At 57.0% G+C, this 21,389-nt stretch carries 26 protein-coding genes and 1 tRNA gene; 9 read left to right on the top strand and 18 right to left on the bottom strand.

Features of this window, described 5'->3' with window-relative positions; translation table 11 throughout:
- Positions 1-17 precede the first annotated feature (17 nt).
- Together OK142_RS22135 and OK142_RS22130 are read right to left on the bottom strand one after the other, a co-directional pair.
- A complete protein-coding gene (locus tag OK142_RS22135; RefSeq protein WP_498685191.1) occupies positions 18-245 on the bottom strand; it encodes a hypothetical protein in 228 nt (75 codons plus the stop codon).
- A gap of 142 nt (positions 246-387) precedes the next feature.
- Positions 388-753: a VOC family protein gene (locus tag OK142_RS22130; protein ID WP_498685189.1), complete on the bottom strand. Its 366-nt coding sequence runs from the start codon at positions 751-753 to the stop codon at positions 388-390.
- A 314-nt stretch (positions 754-1,067) separates the two neighbouring features.
- Here OK142_RS22130 and OK142_RS22125 point away from each other — a divergent pair, with 314 nt between their 5' ends.
- Positions 1,068-2,393, top strand: a complete 1,326-nt coding sequence (locus tag OK142_RS22125) for an Nramp family divalent metal transporter (protein ID WP_080834675.1) — start codon at positions 1,068-1,070, stop codon at positions 2,391-2,393.
- A gap of 6 nt (positions 2,394-2,399) precedes the next feature.
- On the opposite strand, the gene OK142_RS22120 is transcribed toward OK142_RS22125, so the two are convergent.
- The 6 genes from OK142_RS22120 to OK142_RS22095 all read right to left on the bottom strand — a co-directional run bounded on the left by OK142_RS22120 (position 2,400) and on the right by OK142_RS22095 (position 11,079).
- The gene (locus OK142_RS22120; protein ID WP_082184706.1) at positions 2,400-2,687 is read right to left on the bottom strand and encodes a helix-turn-helix domain-containing protein; all 288 of its coding nucleotides are present in this window, start codon (positions 2,685-2,687) and stop codon (positions 2,400-2,402) included.
- A 34-nt stretch (positions 2,688-2,721) separates the two neighbouring features.
- Positions 2,722-3,723 carry an RES family NAD+ phosphorylase gene (locus tag OK142_RS22115; RefSeq protein WP_498685187.1) on the bottom strand — a complete coding sequence of 334 codons (1,002 nt, stop codon included), beginning with the start codon at positions 3,721-3,723 and terminating at the stop codon, positions 2,722-2,724.
- A gap of 92 nt (positions 3,724-3,815) precedes the next feature.
- A complete protein-coding gene (locus tag OK142_RS22110) occupies positions 3,816-7,634 on the bottom strand; it encodes a vitamin B12-dependent ribonucleotide reductase (RefSeq protein WP_498685186.1) in 3,819 nt (1,272 codons plus the stop codon).
- Positions 7,635-8,473: 839 nt separating this feature from the next.
- Positions 8,474-8,971: a xanthine phosphoribosyltransferase gene (gene gpt / locus OK142_RS22105; RefSeq protein WP_035223425.1), complete on the bottom strand. Its 498-nt coding sequence runs from the start codon at positions 8,969-8,971 to the stop codon at positions 8,474-8,476.
- Positions 8,972-9,252: 281 nt separating this feature from the next.
- Positions 9,253-10,098 (bottom strand): universal stress protein, encoded by an 846-nt coding sequence (locus tag OK142_RS22100; RefSeq protein WP_035223055.1) that lies wholly within the window; start codon positions 10,096-10,098, stop codon positions 9,253-9,255.
- Positions 10,099-10,287: 189 nt separating this feature from the next.
- A complete protein-coding gene (locus tag OK142_RS22095) occupies positions 10,288-11,079 on the bottom strand; it encodes a competence/damage-inducible protein A (protein WP_082184364.1) in 792 nt (263 codons plus the stop codon).
- Between the two features lie 278 nt (positions 11,080-11,357).
- Here OK142_RS22095 and wrbA point away from each other — a divergent pair, with 278 nt between their 5' ends.
- On the top strand, positions 11,358-11,957 hold the full coding sequence (wrbA, locus tag OK142_RS22090; protein ID WP_035242433.1) for an NAD(P)H:quinone oxidoreductase type IV: 600 nt from the start codon (positions 11,358-11,360) through the stop codon (positions 11,955-11,957).
- A gap of 482 nt (positions 11,958-12,439) precedes the next feature.
- Here wrbA and OK142_RS22085 read toward each other — a convergent pair whose 3' ends face one another.
- Positions 12,440-12,685, bottom strand: coding sequence for a DUF982 domain-containing protein (locus tag OK142_RS22085; protein WP_003495620.1), 246 nt, complete (start codon positions 12,683-12,685; stop codon positions 12,440-12,442).
- Between the two features lie 93 nt (positions 12,686-12,778).
- A complete protein-coding gene (locus OK142_RS22080) occupies positions 12,779-13,084 on the bottom strand; it encodes a hypothetical protein (RefSeq protein WP_003495622.1) in 306 nt (101 codons plus the stop codon).
- A 775-nt stretch (positions 13,085-13,859) separates the two neighbouring features.
- Here OK142_RS22080 and OK142_RS22075 point away from each other — a divergent pair.
- Positions 13,860-14,012, top strand: coding sequence for a DUF3309 family protein (locus OK142_RS22075; protein ID WP_003495626.1), 153 nt, complete (start codon positions 13,860-13,862; stop codon positions 14,010-14,012).
- Between the two features lie 238 nt (positions 14,013-14,250).
- A tRNA-Cys gene (locus tag OK142_RS22070) sits at positions 14,251-14,324 on the top strand.
- 204 nt (positions 14,325-14,528) lie between these two features.
- Here OK142_RS22070 and OK142_RS22065 read toward each other — a convergent pair.
- From OK142_RS22065 to OK142_RS22040, 6 genes are read right to left on the bottom strand one after another with little or no spacing between them, the layout of a single operon-like run.
- The gene (locus tag OK142_RS22065; protein WP_498685183.1) at positions 14,529-14,780 is read right to left on the bottom strand and encodes a DUF6074 family protein; all 252 of its coding nucleotides are present in this window, start codon (positions 14,778-14,780) and stop codon (positions 14,529-14,531) included.
- A complete protein-coding gene (locus OK142_RS22060) occupies positions 14,777-15,157 on the bottom strand; it encodes a hypothetical protein (protein ID WP_498685182.1) in 381 nt (126 codons plus the stop codon). The genes OK142_RS22065 and OK142_RS22060 overlap by 4 nt, the downstream gene beginning before the upstream one ends.
- Positions 15,154-15,972 carry a hypothetical protein gene (locus OK142_RS22055; RefSeq protein WP_498685181.1) on the bottom strand — a complete coding sequence of 273 codons (819 nt, stop codon included), beginning with the start codon at positions 15,970-15,972 and terminating at the stop codon, positions 15,154-15,156. Before OK142_RS22055 ends, OK142_RS22060 begins: the two co-directional genes overlap by 4 nt.
- Positions 15,969-16,472, bottom strand: coding sequence for a hypothetical protein (locus OK142_RS22050; RefSeq protein ID WP_498685180.1), 504 nt, complete (start codon positions 16,470-16,472; stop codon positions 15,969-15,971). The genes OK142_RS22055 and OK142_RS22050 overlap by 4 nt, the downstream gene beginning before the upstream one ends.
- A 32-nt stretch (positions 16,473-16,504) precedes the next feature.
- Positions 16,505-16,873, bottom strand: a complete 369-nt coding sequence (locus OK142_RS22045) for a hypothetical protein (protein WP_498685179.1) — start codon at positions 16,871-16,873, stop codon at positions 16,505-16,507.
- 57 nt (positions 16,874-16,930) lie between these two features.
- Positions 16,931-17,092 carry a hypothetical protein gene (locus OK142_RS22040; RefSeq protein WP_498685177.1) on the bottom strand — a complete coding sequence of 54 codons (162 nt, stop codon included), beginning with the start codon at positions 17,090-17,092 and terminating at the stop codon, positions 16,931-16,933.
- Between the two features lie 107 nt (positions 17,093-17,199).
- On the opposite strand from OK142_RS22040, the gene OK142_RS22035 reads away from it, so the two are divergent.
- From OK142_RS22035 to OK142_RS22015, 5 genes are all read left to right on the top strand, one after another.
- The gene (locus OK142_RS22035) at positions 17,200-17,439 is read left to right on the top strand and encodes a helix-turn-helix domain-containing protein (RefSeq protein WP_019564356.1); all 240 of its coding nucleotides are present in this window, start codon (positions 17,200-17,202) and stop codon (positions 17,437-17,439) included.
- A 39-nt stretch (positions 17,440-17,478) separates the two neighbouring features.
- Positions 17,479-17,682 carry a hypothetical protein gene (locus OK142_RS22030; RefSeq protein WP_265612986.1) on the top strand — a complete coding sequence of 68 codons (204 nt, stop codon included), beginning with the start codon at positions 17,479-17,481 and terminating at the stop codon, positions 17,680-17,682.
- The gene (locus OK142_RS22025) at positions 17,679-18,641 is read left to right on the top strand and encodes a site-specific integrase (protein ID WP_498685175.1); all 963 of its coding nucleotides are present in this window, start codon (positions 17,679-17,681) and stop codon (positions 18,639-18,641) included. Before OK142_RS22030 ends, OK142_RS22025 begins: the two co-directional genes overlap by 4 nt.
- A 67-nt stretch (positions 18,642-18,708) precedes the next feature.
- Positions 18,709-19,287 (top strand): DUF6932 family protein, encoded by a 579-nt coding sequence (locus tag OK142_RS22020; protein ID WP_498685174.1) that lies wholly within the window; start codon positions 18,709-18,711, stop codon positions 19,285-19,287.
- The gene (locus OK142_RS22015; RefSeq protein WP_498685173.1) at positions 19,287-20,252 is read left to right on the top strand and encodes a hypothetical protein; all 966 of its coding nucleotides are present in this window, start codon (positions 19,287-19,289) and stop codon (positions 20,250-20,252) included. Before OK142_RS22020 ends, OK142_RS22015 begins: the two co-directional genes overlap by 1 nt.
- A 21-nt stretch (positions 20,253-20,273) precedes the next feature.
- On the opposite strand, the gene OK142_RS22010 is transcribed toward OK142_RS22015, so the two are convergent.
- Both OK142_RS22010 and OK142_RS22005 read right to left on the bottom strand, forming a co-directional pair.
- Positions 20,274-20,858 carry a hypothetical protein gene (locus OK142_RS22010; RefSeq protein WP_498685172.1) on the bottom strand — a complete coding sequence of 195 codons (585 nt, stop codon included), beginning with the start codon at positions 20,856-20,858 and terminating at the stop codon, positions 20,274-20,276.
- Positions 20,859-20,862: 4 nt separating this feature from the next.
- A complete protein-coding gene (locus OK142_RS22005; RefSeq protein ID WP_019564363.1) occupies positions 20,863-21,084 on the bottom strand; it encodes a hypothetical protein in 222 nt (73 codons plus the stop codon).
- Between the last annotated feature and the right edge of the window lie 305 nt (positions 21,085-21,389).

The raw sequence follows: 21,389 nt of genomic DNA, 5'->3' as shown, positions 1-21,389 counted from the left end.
GCGTTTTGCACCGCCGCTTAAACGGCGTTTTCGGCTGCCTGTTCCTCGGCGATGCCGGGGTTGGGCTCCGGCTTGCCTGGATGGCTGGTGACGAGATAACCCATGGCGACGGCGCCAGCGACGATGAACAGCAGAACGATGCCGCTGATCGTCATCAGCCAGTCGCGTGGTCTTCGATGCGCCATGATATATTTCGGCCATCGGCTCGGATGATGCACCACGCTGAATTTATTGCCGTATCGCATGAACTTCCCCGGACTATCGTTGCTTCGTGAAAGATCAACGCAGCCACGCAAGTGGCTGTTCCGCAATGACGGGGCAGGGGCGATGACAAGGCTGTGAGGGCTGCCCGGCCATCGCCAACGTTATTTTGCAGCGGAATCTGTTTCAGGCGGATTGGATGGCGATGCGGTTTCCCTCGCTGTCGGAGATTTCCGCGACGAAGAGATTTTCGTTGACCGGCGTCTTCGGAAACAGGATTTCGCTGCCGTGCTGAACGGCTCTGGCAAGAACATCATCGATAGTCTCGACGCTGAGATAGATAATCGCCCCATCTTTCGTCGGCACATAAGTGTCGCCCTCGGCAAGCGCGCCGCTCGCCCCGTCCTTTCCCTCCTCGAAGGGGAAATAGGCCATCCGGTTATCGTGGATGGTGACGATCTCTTCGAAGCTCACATCAAAAACGGCGGTGTAGAAACGCATTGCCCTTTCAAGATCAAGGGCCGGAATTTCGACGTGGGCAATCAGGTTCACTTCGCTGTTCCTTCTGAAATAGTGCCGCAAATGTATCGACCGTCTGTGTACACGGAACGACATCCCGGCTGTCAATCGCCAAACGAAATAGTCCTCCATGTGGTGGCAAAAACCCGCCGCTCCGGGCGCATCTAGCGGCCCTGATGTCCCGCGGCGCTGCCGGAGCAGGGGCTTCCCGTGTCGGGATAAACGCCGGCAAAATGACCGACAATCTCCAGCGTCAAAAAGAGGTCAAAAGCCCGCTTGCCAGTCAATCCCGTTTATGCGAATGATTTGCAATTGCATTAATAAAATTCCATTTGAAAGTTCGCAAGATGGACAAGCCTGTCTTTGGATGGCGGCGGAATGGCGACGACCTTTCGCTCTCCGACGTTCACAGCACGATCAGGGTCAAGCCGAATGCCGGCACGTTTCGCCGGGCCATGGCCTTTTTCGGACCCGGATATCTCGTCGCGGTTGGTTATATGGATCCCGGAAACTGGGCGACCTCGCTCGCCGGCGGTTCCAGATTCGGGTACACGCTGCTGACCGTTGCGCTGGTGTCGAACATCATGGCCATTGTCCTGCAATCGCTCTGCGCGCGTCTGGCGATTGCTTCCGGGCGCGATCTCGCCCAGGCCTGCCGCGATGCCTATCCGAAACCCGTGGCGATGGTGCTGTGGCTGCTCGCCGAAATCGCCATCATTGCGACCGATATCGCCGAGGTCATCGGCACGGCCATCGGCCTTAATCTGATTTTCGGCATTCCGCTTGAGCTCGGCGTCCTCATCACCGCGCTCGATGTGTTCCTGATCCTTTATCTGCAAAAGCTCGGCTTCCGCTGGGTGGAGGCGCTGGTCATCACGCTGCTTGGCGTCATCGCCGTGTGTTTCGCCATTCAGGTGGCGCTTGCCGATCCCGACTGGGGGCAGGTGATCCTTGGGTTCGCGCCGACGACTGATATCGTCACCAATCCGGACATGCTTTATCTGGCGCTCGGCATTCTGGGTGCGACGGTGATGCCGCATAATCTCTACCTGCATTCGGGCATCATACAGACCCGTGCCATCGGTGAGACGCTGCCCGAAAAGCGTGAGGCGCTCAAATTCGCGACGCTCGATTCCACCATCGCCCTGATGTTCGCGCTGCTCATCAACGCCTCGATCCTCATTCTCGCGGCGGCGACCTTCAATAAAACCGGGCAGACGAATGTATCGGAACTGGGGGAGGCGCATAATCTGCTCGCGCCGCTGCTCGGCCTTGCCATTGCGCCGACGCTGTTCGGCGTGGCGCTTCTGTGCTGCGGCATCAACTCCACCGTCACGGCGACGCTTGCGGGCCAGATCGTGATGGAAGGTTTCCTGAAGATGCAGCTCGCCCCCTGGCTACGCCGCCTCATCACCCGCGCCATCGCCATCGTCCCGGCCGCCGGCGTCACCATCTTCTATGGCGACAGCGGCACGGCGGAACTGCTGATCCTGACGCAGGTGGTGCTGAGCCTGCAACTCTCCTTCGCCGTCTTCCCGCTGGTGATGTTCACCTCTGACAAGGCCAAGATGGGTGCACTGAAAGCGCCGTTGTGGCTCTCGGCCTTTGCCTGGCTGATTGCGGTGGTGATTGCAGCGCTGAATGTGAAGCTGCTGGTGGATTTTATGGGGTGAGGCGGGTCAGGCCGCGCCTTTTCGAAGCGCGGCCGCTGTGCCTTCCGGATCGACGGCGATCACTTTCAGATAGGCGCGGGCCGGTTGATCCGGCTCGCTGCGGCCCTGTTCCCAATCCCGCAGGGTGCCGAGTGGAATATGATAGCGCGCAGAAAACTCTTCCTGCGTCAGCTTCAGAGCCCGGCGGATGATCTTGATGCGCGGCATTCGGGGAGCTGCGGCGAGCTGTTCGGCGGAAAGCGGTATATTATCAGGGTCGGCCAGCGCATTGGCCTCCGCTTCTTCGTCGGTCATGGCGTGAAGACGGGCCCAGTCGGAATTGCACGACTTATTCAAACACTGGACCCAATCTATATTGATAAGAGGCTTGTCTGAGGAACGCGCGATTTATACTTCTGACAGCCAATCTGCCGTCACTAATTGGGCGGCCAAAAATGGCAATGTTATAGATTTTTTCCGGCTTCCAACTGCTAAAGTAAGAAGGATATATTATTCCTTCATATCCCTTTTCGGCTGCAGCAAAGGAAATGCTCCGAGTTATATCATAAGATACATTTCCGGCGCTGAAAAGATAATGAATAGCGAGGTTTTTGCTTTCGAATTCTGTTGGGCCGTCATTTTTAATTTCAGCACGCATATCCAGCAATCGCAGGGCGCGGGTGGGATGAATGTGGGCGACAAAGCTCTCTTGAGGTAGTGTTATCTTACATTCGTGAAAGCAGATTTCGAGATCTTGGGAGCCGTAAAGGACGGGAAAGCTCTCCGAATCCAAACGCCCAGTACCTAAAAATCTGTCCGGAGGAGCATCATACTGACTGATATCCGCTTCTTTACCGTCGGTAATTCCCGTTCTAAGCCGACAAAAAATGAAGTCCGGCTGAGCTTCGAAGGCTGGAAAGTCATCAATTAAGTCGCTAGCCGCTTTTTTACGAGATTTTCTAGATTTAAGTCGTTTTAGTGGCTCTATTTCTCCCACGCGCCAAAGTGGTGGTCCATAGTGAAAGAGACCTATCTCTAATGTCTCCTGAAGTAATTCTGCGTCGTCGCTTAGCCAAGGCGCAAAAGTTACGTCAGAATCTTTATATCTATAAGGATTGGAAACAATGCGCGACGCGCCACCGAACTCGGATCGAAAGAAAGAGCCATCCCAAAAAAAGTGCTGTACTAAATCTTGAAGGTTTTCAGAGGTTAGTTTGTGGCCATGTAGGTTGCTGCAATTTGCACATCGACTGATGATTTTGCTGCCTACTTTCTCAGACTCGATTCTCAGCCCATCATCCTTGAAGCATGCCGAGCATAGTAAAAAATCAGCGAATTTAGGTCCTGTCAAAATATATCCCCATAATGGAGTTTGCATTGTGGGGATATATTTAGTCGTCGCTGCAAATTAGGGAAGTGGGTTCACCACCTGTCCTGTAATTTTCAAGAGCAACCGCTCGTCGCACCGCAAGTATCGCACTTCTCACAAGTGCCATTCCGCACCATCGTGAAGTTCTGGCATTCCGAGCACATGTTGCCCGTATAGCCCTGTGCAATCGAGCGCATGCGGCGTTCGTTTTCCACCTTCTTGGCTTCCGCCTTGGCCGATGCAGCGTCTGCGGCGGCCTTGTCTGAGAAGAGGGCGGTGGCGGTCTGTTTGGCTTCCTGGACGACGTCATCGATCACCTCTTCGGCAATCTCTTCCGCCAGTTCCCTGGCGCGTTCTTCATAGTCCCGCTTGAAGGAGACGATTTCGGAGGTTGCGATGGCGACCGTCGGTTCCAGCTTGCGGGCGGCGGAGCCTGCAAAGGAGGTCACGTTGGCCGAGGCGCGGGCCGGGGCTGCCGTTGCCGAGCCCTTGGGTTCGGAAGCGGAGCGTTCGCCTTCGTTGCTGGAAACCAGCGTCGGCTTGTAACCGCGTGTCCAGCCGGTGGAAAGCAGGTTGGTCTTGCCTTCCTGGATGCCCTTGCCGAGTGCAGTATTGGAGAAATCAGACGTATCGACGTGGGCGAGGTCGTGGCGGCCGAGATAGGACACAGCGAGTTCACGGAACACGTAGTCGAGGATCGACGTGGCGTTCTTGATCGCGTCGTTGCCCTGCACCATGCCGGCCGGCTCGAACTTGGTGAAGGTGAAGGCCTCCACATATTCTTCCAGCGGCACGCCATATTGCAGGCCGAGCGAAATGGCGATGGCGAAGTTGTTCATCATCGCACGGAAGGCGGCGCCTTCCTTGTGCATGTCGATGAAGATTTCGCCGATGCGGCCATCGCCGAATTCGCCGGTGCGCAGATAGACCTTGTGACCGCCGACGGTTGCCTTCTGGGTGTAACCCTGACGGCGGTTCGGCAGCTTTTCACGCTCGCGCGAGACACGCTCGATGACGCGTTCGACGATCTTTTCGGTGATCGTCACGGCCTGCTGGGCGAGCGGCTGCTGGATCAGCTCTTCGACGAAATCTTCTTCGTCCTCATCCTCCACCAGCGACGCGTTGAGCGGCTGGGAAAGCTTGGAGCCATCGCGGTAAAGGGCGTTGGCCTTCAGCGCCAGCTTCCAGGACAGCATGTAGGCTGCGCCGCAATCTTCCACCGTCGCATCGTTCGGCATGTTGATCGTCTTGGAGATCGCACCCGAGATGAAGGGCTGTGCCGCCGCCATCATGCGGATATGCGATTCGACCGAGAGATAACGCTTGCCGATCTTGCCGCAGGGGTTCGCGCAATCGAAGACCGGCAGATGCTCGTTCTTCAGGAACGGCGCGCCTTCCAGCGTCATCGCACCGCAGACATGCACGTTTGCCGCTTCGATGTCCTTCTTGCCGAAGCCGAGATGCTCCAAGAGGTTGAAGCTGATGTCGGAGAGCTGTTCGTCGGTGACCTTCAGGGTGCCCTTGAGGAAATCGGCGCCGAGCGTCCACTGGTTGAAGACGAACTTGATGTCGAAGGCGCTCTTCAGCGCAGCGTTGACGGCTTCGATCTTCTCATCGGTGAAGCCCTTGGCCTTCAGGGTCGATGGGTTGATGCCGGGCGCCTGGTTGAGATTGCCATGGCCGACGGCATAGGCCTCGATCTCGGCGATCTGGCTTTCGGAGTAGCCGAGCGAACGCAGGGCATCGGGAACAGCACGGTTGATGATCTTGAAGTAACCGCCGCCGGCGAGCTTCTTGAACTTCACCAGCGCGAAGTCGGGTTCGATGCCGGTCGTGTCGCAATCCATCACGAGGCCGATCGTGCCGGTCGGCGCGATAACGGTGGTCTGGGCGTTGCGGTAGCCGTGCTTTTCACCAAGTTCCAGCGCCTTGTCCCAGGCGGCGGTGGCGTGGGCGATGAGGTCCTGATCCGTGCAATCGGCATGGATGAGGGCAACCGGGTTCACCGACAGGCCTTCATAACCATCGGACAGGCCATGGGCGGCGCGGCGGTGGTTGCGGATGACGCGCAGCATGTTGTCGCGGTTCGGCGCAAAGCCGGGGAAGGGGCCAAGCTCGCCGGCCATTTCAGCCGAGGTGGCGTAGGAAACGCCCGTCATGATCGCGGTCAGCGCACCGGCAATGGCGCGGCCTTCGTCGCTGTCATAGGGAATGCCCGAGGACATCAGCAGGCCGCCAATATTGGCGTAACCGAGGCCAAGCGTGCGGTATTCATAGGAGCGTTCGGCAATCTGGCGCGAGGGGAACTGCGCCATCATGACCGAGACCTCGAGAACGACGGTCCACAGGCGCACGGCATGTTCGTAATCGGCGATGTCGATGCGCTTCGTTGCCTGATCCTTGAACTGAAGCAGGTTCAGCGAGGCAAGGTTGCAGGCCGTGTCATCGAGGAACATATATTCCGAGCACGGGTTGGAAGCGCGGATCGGGCCTTCGGCCGGCGAGGTGTGCCAGTCGTTCATGGTGGTGTTGAAGTGCAGGCCGGGGTCTGCCGATGCCCAGGCGGCGTGGGAAATCTTTTCCCAGAGGTCGCGGGCCTTCAGCGTCTTCATGACCTTGCCGTCCTTGCGGGCGGTGAGGTTCCAGTCGCCGTCGTTCTCGACGGCACGCAGGAAGTCATCCTTCAGCGAGACGGAGTTGTTGGAGTTCTGGCCTGACACCGTGAGATAGGCTTCGGAATCCCAATCCGTGTCATAGGTCTTGAACTGGATGTCCTTGTAACCCTGTTCGGCGAACTGGATGACGCGCTTGACGTAGTTTTCCGGCACCATGTCCTTCTTGGCAGCGCGGATTTCGCGCTTCAGGGCAGGGTTCCTGGCGGGATCAAAGCAGTCGCCATTATCAGCCTCGCAGTTGACGCAGGCCTTCATGATCGCCTTCAGGTGCTTGGCGACGATCTTGGAGCCGGTGACGAGAGCGGCAACCTTCTGCTCCTCGTTCACCTTCCAGTCGATATAGGCTTCGATATCCGGGTGGTCAGCATCAACAACGACCATCTTCGCTGCACGGCGGGTGGTGCCGCCGGACTTGATGGCGCCGGCTGCGCGGTCACCGATCTTGAGGAAGCTCATCAGGCCGGAGGACTTGCCGCCGCCCGAAAGTTTCTCGCCTTCGCCACGCAGGTAGGAGAAGTTGGAGCCGGTGCCGGAGCCGTATTTGAACAGGCGCGCTTCACGCACCCACAGGTCCATGATGCCGCCTTCATTGACCAGATCGTCTTCGACGGACTGGATGAAGCAGGCATGCGGCTGCGGATGTTCGTAAGCGGATTTGGACTTGGTCAGCTTGCCGGTGAAGGGGTCGACATAGAAGTGGCCCTGACCGGGGCCGTCAATGCCATAGGCCCAGTGCAGGCCGGTGTTGAACCATTGCGGGCTGTTGGGGGCGACGCGCTGGGTGGCGAGCATGTAGGCAAGCTCGTCGCGGAAGGCGAGTGCATCTTCCTCGGAAGAGAAATATTTGCCCTTCCAGCCCCAATAGGCCCAGGTGCCGGCCAGACGGTCGAAAACCTGGCGCGCATCGGTCTCGGAGCCGTAACGCTCGGATTCCGGCAGCTCTTTCAGGGCTTTCTCATCGGCAACCGAACGCCACAGGAAGGAAGGAACATCGTTTTCCTCGACCTTCTTCAGCACCTTCGGCACGCCGGCCTTGCGGAAATATTTCTGCGCCAGAACATCCGTGGCGACCTGCGAAAACTGCGCGGGAACGTCGATATCCGCCAGACGGAACACGATGGATCCATCCGGGTTCTTGATTTCACTGACGGCCTTGCGGAATTCGATCTCCGCGTAAGACGATTGGCCGGGCTTCGTGAAGCGGCGTTCAATGCGCATGGTTTCCTGTCCTCGTCCATTGGGCGCCCGGTGAAGGGCGCAAAAATCCGGTCCAGCCGTGCGAACTATGCGCGCAGCCGGTTGTTGCCGTTCTTTAAGGGATGTTCATCCTTGGATGTGATCCCTGTATCTCGTGGCTTATTCGGCTGCAAGCATCGTGTGGAATACTAAATATAGTATCAACAGCTTCCTGCCGCCAGTCCCCGCGTCATGTTTTTGGCGGTACTCGAAAGCACGCGGAATCCACCGGCGAACCGCCCCCTGATGGCCGGGACGCCCCGTTAAGGACTTGCGAGCTGAGATTGAGAGGAACCGGCCTCGTTACTTTCCGGTCCGTTGCCGCCGCAACATAACTGTCACTTTCCTCCCGTGGCATAGATTCGTCAAGCCATAGATTGAAACCGTTTTTTAACCACAAGATATTGTGTGAACAGCCTGTGGAAAACGGGGAAAGCAAAAGCGTTCAAAAAAATCAGTGACTTGGCGAGAGAATTTGAAGCTTGCGCGAGGCTGGTTTCCGCAGCGGAATGCGAAAACCGCGCATTTCCGGGGTGAGACATAAAGGCGACACTGCGGTTTTTCCGTGTTTTTCTGTCGTCGTCAAAAGGGCCGTTTCACACAAAAAAGCCGCCCCGGCAGGACGGCGAAAGAGTGGATATTGCTGGGGCAAGTTTTACGCGGTTGGTGCATCCGCACTCCGTCACCCCGGACTTGATCCGGGGTCCAGCGCGATCAAGTCCGTGATCGCGAGAGACTCTTCTCACGGCGCAGACGCGCCATGGCTGGATTCCGGCTCAAGGCCGGAATGACGGATGAGAAATGGGTTCCTCTGTGGGCAATCAGCCGCGCGATCCCTTGGCGATCGGCTCCTGATAGGTGAAGCCCATGTCCCAGGGAAAATAAATCCAGGTGTCCTGGCTGACTTCGGTCACAAAAGTGTCAATGGTCGGCACGCCCTTCGGCTTGGCGTAAACACAGGCGAAATGCGCCTTCGGCAACATTTCGCGCACTTCCAGTGCCGTCTTGCCTGTATCGGTCAGATCGTCGACGACGAGCACGCCTTCGCCGCTATCCGTCATCAGTTCCGGCGCCACGCCCTTCAGAAGAACCGTGTCGCCCTGATTGACGTAATCATGGCGGGTGGCGATGCAGACCGTATCGATCATGCGGATGTTCAGTTCGCGGGAAATGATCGCCGCCGGCACGAGGCCGCCGCGGGTGATACAGACGATTGCCCGGAACTCTTTGTCGAGACCGGCAAGACGCCAGGCAAGCGCGCGGGCGTCGCGGTGGAACTGATCCCAGGATACGGGAAAGGCTTTATCGGGAAGGGACATGTCGTCTACCATCTGGTCAAAATTGTCGATGGCTTTGGCTAATAGCCGCAAGACCGGCAAAAAGGCAAGCTTTCCGCGCAGGGAGCATTGTGTCGACTGCAAGATCGCAGCTTGTTTCTTCTCCCCTGCCGGGGAGAAGGTGGCCCGAAGGGTCGGATGAGGGGGCAACGTCGCCGTAACTCACTGCCCTTGCCCCCTCATCCCGCTGCCGCGACCTTCTCCCCGGCGGGGAGAAGAAACACGCGGCAGGCGCTCGGCCCACATTCAAACGTCAATGTATCCTAGCGCGACAGCAGCGTCAGCGCCGTCATGGAATCCAGCAGGGTGCGGGTCACGCCGCCGAACAGCAGCTCCCACCAGCGGGAATGGCCATAGGCGCCCATGACCAGAAGGTCGATGCTGTGGTCGGACAGGCGGTTTTCGATGGCCGCCTGCGGCGAGACGCCGGCGATCTTTTCCTGCGAGGTGACCGTGACGTTGACGCCGTGGCGGGCAAGTGTGGCGGCCAGCTCCGCACCGGCAAGGCCGGACGATTGCGTTTCGCTCTCGGCCTGATCGACAGAGAAGATCTCAACGCTTTCGGCCGCGATCAGGAAGGGCAGGGCGTCGAAGGTAGCGCGTGTCGCTTCACGGGAGCCGTTCCAGGCGATCAGCACGCGCTTGATCGGTTTGGCGACTGTGAGCACATGCGGGACGAGGAGAACGGGGCGGCCGCTTTCATAAAGAAAACCGTCAATGTCAGAGCGGCTGTCGGAGAGTGCGGAAGAACTGCTCTGGCGGGCAACGATGAGATCGGCGCAGCGGGCGCTGTCGATCGCCGATGCGGAGGCGTAACCAACCGAGGTGATGAAGCTGCGCCATTCATGCGAGATGCCATTGGCCGATAGGGTGCGCTCGAAAAGCGTGCCGACATCGGTGGTTTCCTTGTGCGCGACGTCCTGAAGCGCCTGGACGGTTGCGGGGTCGGGAATTTCCATCGGCGCGACAAGCGGAACGGCGGCGAGCGTTTCCATGTGCAGGCCAATCACATGGGAGGAAAACTGGTCGGCAAGGCTGACGACGAATTCGCCGAGCTTTTGCGTGTTCGCAACATTATCGACCACTGTCAGTATCGTTTTATAACCCATTTTTCTCTCCTCGGTGACGCGTCGTTTTCAGATCGTTCTGGCCTGTCTTCGAATAGCCGTAACGATCTAGGTCATTGTTTTTCGCATTGTCCGGACAGAAAAGCGGTTCCGCTCTTCCTGGAAATGCTCTGGGGGAGAGTGGCCGCCTTTGCCGGCCGCCACCTTGATTTTGGTCAACCCGCTTACGGCTCAGGCGGTTGCATCGCCCTTGCCGGCAGCCAGCCGTTTTTCCTCGCCGATTGTTTCGATCATCGCCGCTACCGCGTCCGCCGCTGCCTTCAGGACGGTGGCGTCGCGGGCGCGAACGACGATCTCCGTCGAAAAGCGCTGTCCGTCATATTTGGGGTAGGAGCCGATGCTGGTTTCAGGGTGTGCTTTCTGGATGGCCGTCAGCGGCGTACCGATGTCGCCTTCGCCATAGGGCGAGCGCACCGCCTGCGACATGACCTTCGAACCGGTGCGCAATGTCGGCATGACATTGTCGAGCATGGCCTGAAATACCTGCGGCACGCCGGCCATGACATAAACATTGCCGATGACGAAGCCGGGGGCGACGGAAACGGGATTGGCGATATGCCTTGCACCTCTTGGCATGCGCGCCATGCGCTTGCGCGCTTCGGTGAATTCCATTTCGCGGACGCGGTACATCTCGCCGAGGAGGCGCAACGCCTCGGCATCGTGTTCGCAGGGCAGGCCGAATGCCACTGATACCGCATCGGCAGTGATGTCATCATGGGTCGGGCCTATGCCGCCGGAGGTGAACACGTAATCATAACGGCTGCGAAGGGCGTTCAGCGCCTCGACGATCGCATCCTCCTCGTCGGCGACGATGCGCACCTCCTTGAGGTCAATCCCTGACATGGTGAGAACATCCGCGAGATGCCCTATATTCTTGTCCTTGGTGCGGCCCGACAGCAATTCATCGCCAATGGCGAGCATGGCGGCGGTCACGACGGATTGGGTGGAGGAGGGATTGGACATGGTTGCACTCGTCATCTGTTTCGAGCGACGTTAACGCCGCGTCGGCGTGAATGCAAAGCGGTTTTGAATAAACGCAAAACGGGAAATGGTTGACGATGCCAGTTTGCGTTCACTCATGGTGAACAGTGCGTATGCCAATCCCCGGCTGGCGGGATGCGGGCTCGTCCGCTACCTTTCCTTCACACACATTTGACGGGTCAACGCCGATGATCATCGAGTTTTTAAAGAAACTTATCGCCGGTACGCCGGAAACAGTTCCAACAAGGGAAACGAAGAGAATGACGAAAGTTTTGGTCCTCTATTATTCTTCTTACGGTCACATCGAGACGATGGCCTACGCTGTTGCAGAAGGCGTGAAATCGACCGGCGCGGAAGTCGTCGTCAAGCGCGTTCCGGAACTGGTGCCGGAAGAAGTCGCCAAGTCCTCGCACTTCAAGATGGATCAGGCAGCGCCGATCGCCACCGTGGACGAACTGGCCGATTATGACGCCATCATCGTTGGCGCCGGCACGCGTTTCGGCACGGTCGCTTCGCAGATGCGCAATTTCTGGGATCAGACCGGCGGTCTGTGGTTCAACGGCAAGCTGGTCGGCAAGGTCGGCTCTGCCTTCACCTCGTCCGCCACGCAGCATGGCGGTCAGGAATCGACCATCCTCGGTTTCATTCCCACCTTCCTCCACCACGGCATGGCCGTTGTCGGTCTTCCCTATGCCTTCCAGGGCCAGATGGGCGTCGATGAAATCAAGGGTGGTTCGCCCTATGGCGCCTCCACCATCACCGACGGTGACGGATCGCGCCAGCCTTCGCAGATCGAGCTGGAAGCTGCTCGCTATCAGGGCGCGCATGTGGCGAAGCTTGCCGCCAAGCTTTCGGCTTGAACCGAATTGCTGAAAAAAGAAATGCGGCCCGAAAGGCCGCATTTTCTTATTCCGGCATCTCACATCGCCGGTCCCGGAGGGGAATGATTTTAAGGCGGGTCAGATCGGCAGGTTGACCATGAAAAGGCAGCTTGCGACCACGAAGCCGAGCATCGAGATTTCTAGAAAACCGTTCAATCCGTCACGCATTTCAATCCTCCTTGTTTGATCGAAAAGAGAACGGAAAAAATCTATCGCGGTTCCATAACAGAAGAATGAAATTTAGGAATTTTTAACGGGCCACCGTTCCGCCGTGCGGCGGAGAGGGATTTCGCGTTCAGCCGGTAACGACGAAGGCAACGACGAGATGGCCGAGAAGGCCGATTGCGAGGCAGGAGAGGAGGAATATGAACAGGGCTTTTTTCATGTTTCCGGAAGCTTCCATCTGTTTCGTTCCATCAAACCCGTTATCTTGAAAATTCAGCATCAAAGAGCGCGTATTGTCACGCCTTGATATCGAGACCCGCTTCGATTGCCGCGGCGATGAAGGCCTTGCGCGCATCTTCGGGCTTCTTTTTGCCAGCGTCGACGGCGGCGCAGACCAATAGCGCCTTGTCCAGCGCGTCACCATCCTCTATCGGCCAATCCTCGATCAGCGCCCAGGAAGCCGCCTGCGTGGTCTCGATACTCGTATAGTCGCCCGGCGTTTCGAACGCGATCAGGACGGGTTTTTGCCAGCGCGTGTTCATCGCTTATCCGTATTGGTTATCGTCCCCGGCTCTAAACGAAGCGGGTGGGATGCGCAATCCCGTTAGCGGGCCGTTTTGCCAGGTGCGGTGCGGTCAGTCGTCGCGCCCGAACAGCCAGTCGCGAATGATCCGGCGGTCGATGAGCTCCAGCGAGCGATCCGGCGCGATACGGTAGGTTTCCACCGCCCTGGTGCTGCCGTCGATACGGAATTCATGGCTGAAGGTGCTGCCGATCGGCGACTTCGTCAGCTTGGTGCGCGGCTGGCCTCTGTAGATGATGCTGCCGGGGATGGGTTCGACATAGGGCGCGGGGCCGACATAGCCGGCCGGCCCGGCTGTGGTGCATCCGGTAAGTGCCAGCGCAAGCGCGATAGTGGCCGATGATACGAGCGTTTTCATTCTGTCCTCCGAAGTGCGTCTGCGAAAACGATATGGAGGCGCGGCGGTTCCCGACAACGGCAGGGACAATTTGCCCCGGCTATTTGCTCTTTGGATTTTGAATGTCGCGCGCAACCCAGCGAAAGAAAGCGTAGACGACGAGGCCGAAGATGAAAAGCGGGATGAGGTTCGCAAAACCGGACATATGATTCTCGTTTCTCCCTCCCATTCCGGGGGTCTAACCGGAGACAAAGAGGCAAGGCAAGAGCTGCGTACGGCACCGCCGGTCAAAATTCCGTGTGCCTGTGGGGAGGGGGTAATTGTCGGCTGAAGAGGTAATGTCTGTGCGGTGGAGCCTGCGGGGGGAGGCCTGGCGCACTGCCAGTGATACCAGGCCTCTCCGTCCTCCCGCCAGTTTCAGGGGTCGGGTGACTTCTTCAAGTATGACGAGTGATCGCTAATATACATAGACCGAGAAATTACCTCGAATAAATAGCTACTATAGTTGATGTTCAGGACAGGGCGCCTGTGGTGCACCGTGACATGCGGCTGCAGTCTCCGGATCCTGAGGATATTATCCGGCAAATCTTTATACAGCCATGGAAACGGAAGACGCTTTTTCCCGCCATGCGGGAGCTCAATTGGCCGCACTGTTCGTCAAGGACGGTTTAACCCGTTGAAAGGGAACGGGATGCCCGTTTCGCTTCAAGTTGCAGCAGACGAAGGAAACGGGAACCATTTGCACCCTTTCATCATTAAAGCCGGCAGGACACATGCCAATAATGGAGGGTTATACATGCTCGGCACCATTCTCGTTATCCTGCTCATTCTTTTCCTGATCGGCGCTCTGCCAAGCTGGGGTTACCACAATTACGGTTATGGCCCATCGGGCGGCCTCGGGCTCGTTCTTGTCATCGTCCTCATCCTGGTTTTGCTTGGGCGTATTTGACCGACAGCATTGAAGATGCAGCAACCGCCCGCTTGGCACAAAGGCGTCAATGCGGGCGTTGTTTCTTCTGAAATATGAGGAAGATACAAAAAAACACGAAATTCGAATGGCTTAGAGGGCCGCCGCCCGAGCTTGTTCGATCGGGTCCTAAAAAACATCACATTCGGAACGAACCCTCTTGCGCCCAAAATGGATTCGTTCTAAATGCCCGCCATCGCTCGAATTGAAGAGCGTGTGAGGCCTCGTGGCGGAGTGGTGACGCAGAGGACTGCAAATCCTTGTACCCCGGTTCAATTCCGGGCGAGGCCTCCAAAAAATTCACCAGTAAAATCAAGCGCTTGCAGTCAAAACCTCACTTAGATTGTGGGGTTTCGTGTTGCATCGTGTTGCAATCTGATCCCCTTCAATTGCGGGCGATTCCTTCTGGCCACGGCGAGTCCATGCAACACGTCGCGCGACATGCGAAACTGAATTTAGCGTCAGCGAGAAAAAGAATCGCCATGCAGTCATCTGCTGTCATTCTGCTGTAATCGCACGCTCGGCATAGGCGCGCTGCATCTCCTCCATAACGGCACCGGTGAAGAGAAGCGCCTGCTTCGACACTTCTGCCTCACACATGCCGATCGCTGATAGCCGGGCGGCTAGGAGGCGCATTTCCTCCCGCCAATACCGGCTCGCGGCTTCACCATTCAGCCGGTCGAGATTGCCGGCGCAACGCTTGATCTCGCTACGCTGGCGGTGGATGGGGAAACAGACAATCGTGGTCATCGGCGCATCCCTCTGAAATCGTACACCAGCGGAATGGCTGGTGCGTCGGCGTATGCACGGGCCCTCTTTGCGGCTTTCGCTGAGCCCCTGATTAGGCGTTCGGCATAATCCACCCCGGAGCCGTCATAAGCTGTGTCGCCGCTGAACGGCCGCCACTCGTCCTCAATGTGGCAGCAATCCTGCTCGTCGCCGTTCTGGTCGGTTTCTTCGGGCTCGAAGTCGCTATCGTCGCCCTCAATATCCGCATGCTTCGGGTCAGTGTCTGCCAAATAGGGTTCAAGGTTCTCGTCGCCGTCCACGAGATCGAGGAGTGCCACCAACTCCTCAATCTTCGCCTCAAGGCGAGCGCGGGTGATTTCGATGGGAGCGTGTTTCAAGCCGACGCCCTCCCGCTCATGTCGATAACCTGCTGGATGAAGCGGGCCATCTCACCAATGATACCCTCACTGCGCTTGAAACCCTCCATGTATCCGGTCGCGTTCATCGCTTCGGCTTTGAGGCGCAATCCCTCGATTCCGAATGCGGGTATCTTGGAAATCTCGCTGCATGCATCGAAGAATGCGTCCTTGGCGTCTTCAATACGGCGTTTCGCTGCGTCCACGCCGGAGGCTTTGCGCAGGCTTGCGGTTTTTGTCTCATACTCCTTCGCCAGAACTAGTTTGTGATCGAAGCGCTCAATCGCAGCTTCCAAGTCTGCACGCGACTTGGCGAGCGTCTTCTCGCTTTTCCCTCCAGGCTTGCGGTTGCGCAGCGCGTCCAGGGTTTCTTGCGAGTCTTCTGACGTCATCACGAAGAAACACGCAGTCGGCGTTTCCTGCCGTTGCCGCTTGCTGAACCGCTTGCACAAGGCACTTGTGTCCCGAACCAACAAGCGCCCGACAATATCCCTCTCGGCGCCATCGGAGCGTCCGCAGTACCCAGCGTGCGCGCCTAACAGCAGTTCTTCGGGTGCCAGCGGCCAAAGATGCCGCCACTCGTCTGCGATCCACTCCAGCGCGTCTTTCGCTTCACGCAGTTCGGTCTGGGCATCCTGTAGGCGAGCATACGCGGCCAGCAGATCGGGGTTTTCGGTGATGGGCGCAGGTGTGGCGGCATCAGCCTGAATTGCTTTAACAGCAACGCAGGCGCCAGCAGTGACCGGCAGAGAGGCGACAGCAGCGCCGCCAAGGAAAGTGCGACGGGTCGTTTTCATGCTTTTGCCCTCAGATCGAACACACCGAGCTTGGTAAGCATGACGGTATGGCCAGCCGAAGAAGAAGGCAGAACGACAGCCTGAAATGCGCCGTTCTGATAGCGGCTCAGGGCTTCCGAAAGCTCCCATGACAGGCGCTCGACATGATCAACAGGGATCTCATCCGGCTTCTGCCCCATTGGATAAGCTGCGAACCCGTTAAACACGGGCGGTACCGGCGGCATGACGTAAGCGGACCATTTCCCGCCGCTGCAGTCGCCAAGCGTGTCCGAAAGCTCTTTCATCAGACGGCGCGCCTTGGTCCACGGATGTTCCTCGGCTCCGGGAATGACAAGGCTCGTGTAGATGCCATGCTTGTAGGCGATAACGTGCTCAATCATCAGATCGGGATTATCCCGGATGATTTTCACTGCAGCTTCAAGAAGGGAATCAAGCTGCTTTTTCGGGGATTTCACTTCTATGGGCTTAGCTTCGCCAGCGGCCAGAATCGAGTTCGGCATGATGGTGTCTCCTGATTTTCGGGTTGGTGCGGTCAGTGCGCCGTGAGGGCGGCTATCTCGGATTTGATGGCAGCACGGCGGGCGGCGGCGCTGTAGCGGAGCGACAGGTAATTCGTGCCTGCCAGAGCGGACTGGAGAGCGCGAAGACGGTCACCGGCAGGGGTTTCCATCACCTTGGCCACCTTCTCGGCTTGGCGGGCTTCCTCGCGGCGCTGCTTGGCAATGCGCCATGCGGTCTTGAGGCATGTAGAGAACGAGGCATCAACAATGCCGCGCTCAATCTGCCATTTGCCGTACTGGCGACGGATGTAACGGTAACGCTCCCATGCATCTGCCATGATGGCCGCGCGGTCGAATTTGGGCATGCCTTCGGCGGTGGCCGGAACGGTGCTGTTCGGCATTGTCATTCTCCAAATTGTCGAGAGGGTTTTGTCACTCCCTAAAAAGGGAGGCGGTCTTTATGCGAGTTCGAGAGCGGCGCCACCGGTCAGCTGCGGATCGCGAGGAGCCGGGACAACCAGAGCCGCGCCATTGTCGCGCTCTGCGCGTTCGAAGGCCGCCTTCAAGGCCGGGTTAGTGAAGAGGCTGAAGAGGCGGACGTTAACTGTGTTGCGTGTCATTGTTTGATTTCCCTTGTTATGATTTGCTTACAGGTGTATTCATAACTACAAGCGTAGTGAACGTCAAGCATTTAAATACAAGTGTATTCATTTTTGGAGAAAACAGCATGGCTGAACTGACACCAGAGGCAAATAGGGCGGCTCGGGCGATCCTGAAGTGGTCTGTTCGAGAACTGGCAGACAATGCCGGTATCGCTTTCTCGACCGTGCACAGGTTCGAGACCTCTGGCACCGCGACAGAGGCGACTAAAGATAAGATCAAGGCCGCCTACGCGGCGCATGGCGTGGAGATTACCAACGGGGAATATACCGGTGCACGCCTGAAGCTGAACCGCTCGACAGAGTAACGGGAAACCCGATTATCACTACCATTCCGGGGGTATTGCATGCGCAATATTGAAGTGCGGCGTGACGGAGCGACTATCAATTTAACAACGAACGAACTGCTGATTTTGTGTAACGCGCTAAACGAAATTCTAAATGGGATTGCTGTCACCGAGTTTGAGACCCGGTTGGGCGCGGCCAGAGTGGATGTCACGACCCTTCTGGAGAACTTGATCCAGACAATAGAGAAAGTTGTCGAGACATGAACGCATTGACGTTAGTATCCACGCAGCCGAGCTTAGACGCTGCGACAGAGCTTTCCGACGCCGCGCTCGACTATGGCCGCGCTGCGCTGTCCAGCAACACCATGCGGGCCTACAGAAGCGATTGGCAGGATTTTGAGGACTGGTGCACTGATCGAGGCCGATCGCATCTGCCGGCGAATCCTGCGACCGTGGCGAACTATGCTTCGTCGCTGGCCGATGCTGGCAAGAAGGTGCCGACAATCGCCCGTAAGCTGGCCGCCATTCGCTTCTTTCACCGCGGCGCTGGTCTGGATAACCCGACTGACAATGCGGGCGTGGCGGCCATCCTGAAAGGCATACGCCGCACAGTCGGCACAGCGGCCCGCCAGAAGGCACCGGCAACGGTAGAGGTCATTCATGCCATGCTTGCCCGGATCAACGCTGACAGCCTCCAAGGCAAGCGCGACAGGGCATTGCTCTTGCTCGGCTTCGCTGGCGCCTTCCGTCGATCGGAGCTTGTGGCGATCACCGTCGAGGATCTGACCTTTAGCGAAGAAGGCGTGGATGTATTCCTGCCGAAGTCCAAGACCGACCAAGAGGCGAAAGGCCAATCGGTTGCCATCCTGAACGGCAAGGCGCTAAAACCAGCTGACAGGCTCAAGGAGTGGCTTCAGGCGGCCGGGATAACCTCGGGCCCTATCTTTCGTCGCTTTAATCGTGGCGACCGCCTGACAGGCGAGACGCTGACGGATCAAGCCGTGGCTCTGATAGTCAAGAAGTATGCCGACGCCGCCGGCCTCGATGTGGCGAGCCTATCTGGCCACTCGCTGCGCGCTGGCTTTGTCACCTCGGCGGCAGAGAACCGGGCGAGCATATCCCGCATCATGGAGGTGACTCGGCACCGCGACCCTAGGACGGTTGAAACGTATGTGCGCCGAGCGGATAGGTTCAAGGATCATGCAGGTGATGGGTTCCTCTAGCAAAACTGTTAGTTAACTATTGCAGCGATAATGTCGGCAAAGTTGTATTTCAAAATCCGAGGTCAAATTGCCAATACCCGACTTCGACGCGCGAGGATTGATACCGCCAGTCAACATGTTGAACCCGGCGGGCCCTGAACGATCGCCGTATCATGCTACCATCGGAGAATTGGTGCAGCGCTTCGGCACCACTCCTCATCGTCGCGGTTTGCTGCGCAACTTAATTTCTTATCGGCAGTTACTCGCTCAGGATGGATACGACACCGGTGTGCAGTTCATCGACGGTAGTTTCGTGGAGAACGTCGAGATGGTCGGAAACCGTGACCCAGGAGATATTGATGTTTTCAGCCTGGTAAAAATTCCAGAAAAATATCTTGCCGATTTCTCGCTTTGGGAGAATCATGGAGCGTCATTTTGGGCAGAAGAGATCGTCAACCGGGGGCGGAACAAAGCACGGTTCTCCTTGGACACTTTTGCAAATATAATTGATGACGCAGTTCCAGTTTTCGATGCTATGAGCCTCATCATGTACTGGTATGGGCTTTTTTCGCACCAAAGAGACACTTTCCACTGGAAGGGTTTTGTCGCCTTGGACATCAACTCTGCGGGTGACGCAGCTGCACTCGAGCTTTTGGAGGGGTTGTGATGCCAAATCTATTGTCGCTCGAATCCCTGGAAAATGACCGGAAATTCGTGGAGCATCAGCGAGATAAAGCACCGAAAGATCGATGGGGCACCACCAAGATGATGTGGGACCAGCGCCTTTCAGAGATAAATGAGAAAATCGAGGAAATTAAATCGACGCAGGGAAGTCGCGCGAGCGTTGCGCTGATCTTTGATGGTCTTCCAGTTATTGGGCAAGGGGATATCAGGCTAGACTTCTCGACTGAGGCTCTATCATCGTATCAACGAATTATTTCAGCCGCGTTGGCGAGCCAAAACGACGAAACAATTGGCGCCAAGGGGAAGGTAAAGGGCGAGAGCAAATCCAAACTTTATATTCGCGACATCGTGCGCGGATCAATGGGATTCATTTTGGAAGAACTATCGCCTGCTCAATCTGACATGTTCAACTCGCCTCTCAAGAACGCTGTTGAGCAAGCTACTTTGTTGATCTCGGATCTCAGCCGTGGATCTAACGAGGAGTTCTCTGCTAAGCTGGAGGCCACGTCGCCACGCTTGCTAGGGGCTCTTCAAAAATTTACGAAAGTCTTGCGTGACGCCGGGGCCACGACCAAAATCGTGGGCGACGAAAACCGCGTAACGCTGAGTCTCGAGGATGTCAGCCGGCTGGCTGAGCGCTTTAGTGATGTCGTGGTGAGCGAAGAAGATGCGGTCTTTGACGGCGTCCTTCTAGGAATTCTTCCCGACGCACATGAGTTTGAGCTTCAGCTTCCGGATGGGCAAGGTACTATCAAAGGTGCAGTAACAGACAACTTGGCAGAGAAGTACATAAACGACCAAAAATTCAAAGAGCAGCTACTCCTTAAGCCGGTGAAAGCTACCATAAAGTTCACGAGAACATTTCGAAACGAGACCTTAATCAAGCAGCAAATCTCGCTTGAGAACCTTGAGCCTCGTATAGAGAATCCTCTTTTTGGAAGCTTTTAATAGCGATAACTGGTCTTCTCGCTACTCATCCCAAGCAGCCTCGAGGTGTCCGCCGAGCGCCTTCACACCGCGCTGAATTGCCTTGAAGTTGGGGTATTTGCTCTTGTAACCGCGTGATCGAAAATAACGACCGGTCCCAGCCTCGTCATCGAGATCCGGCATATACCAGCCGATATCGTAAGCCCGTGATCGAGCTTGATCGAGAGATTTGACACCCGTGATTTTGTAAGGCTTCCGTTTACGACGGTAGCCGTAATAGTAGGCCACCTTCCGGATGCGCTCGATCTCCACCCCGGGGAAGGCAGCGCGAAGCTCGTCGTGGGTCGCTTCTGGATACAGCTTGCGCAACCTCTGCTTATCGAGCGGACCCCACGTCCTGCGAGGAGAGGTCAATCCGAGCTTTCGGCATCGCGCTCGGATCGCGCATTCGGTCCGGTTATAAAGAATTTGGCGCAGTGCGAAAAAATCAGGGTGGAACAGGCGGCAAATGAAATCTTCATTCTCGGTCCATAACTTCTGGCCAAAGAGGGTGAAGCCAGATCGCAGCATCCTTTCACGGATACGCTCAGCAGACGCTGCGCCTCTGACAAACTGCGCGAGCGACATCGCATCAAGCCGGCTTTTTCACTCTCAACGTGCGATATGCGTTGAAGGTGCCTGCCTTGTCTGTGAACAGGTCGACCAGTGAGGATGGAAGGGAATTGAGTTCTCGCAACTGCGTGGCCAGATCAACAAACTGAAGCTTCAGGCGCTCGACCTCTGAAGCCTTCACTTCCTCGATCTTCGCCTCAATCTCGGCTTTAGCTCTCAGCAATTCCTGCAGTTCACTCATGACTCCGTCTCCGCTTCTGGTGGGAATGGAGCGACCTTATGAAGGGCTGCGGGCCCTTGTCCACGCCTTCTCAATCGTACGCTTTCTGACAGGCTAACGACGAGGGTTTACTGTTTCGATATGGACGCTATCGGCGCTTCTTGCGCTGACGATAACGGTCAGTATTGCTCGAACAAGGTCAATGACTGAACCGCACCGGGTTTGCCGGAGGCTCCAACTTCTGAGAGAGTGGAGCCGATATGAGCAAGACAACGAACAAGTTTTCACCTGAAGTCCGCCAACGCGCCATCCGTATGGTGCTTGAT

This window comes from Agrobacterium sp. BT-220-3, assembly GCF_025910175.1.
Taxonomy (GTDB): domain Bacteria; phylum Pseudomonadota; class Alphaproteobacteria; order Rhizobiales; family Rhizobiaceae; genus Agrobacterium; species Agrobacterium oryzihabitans.
Note: the sequence above shows the minus strand (reverse complement) of the source record. Positions and strands in the feature narration are given on the sequence as shown.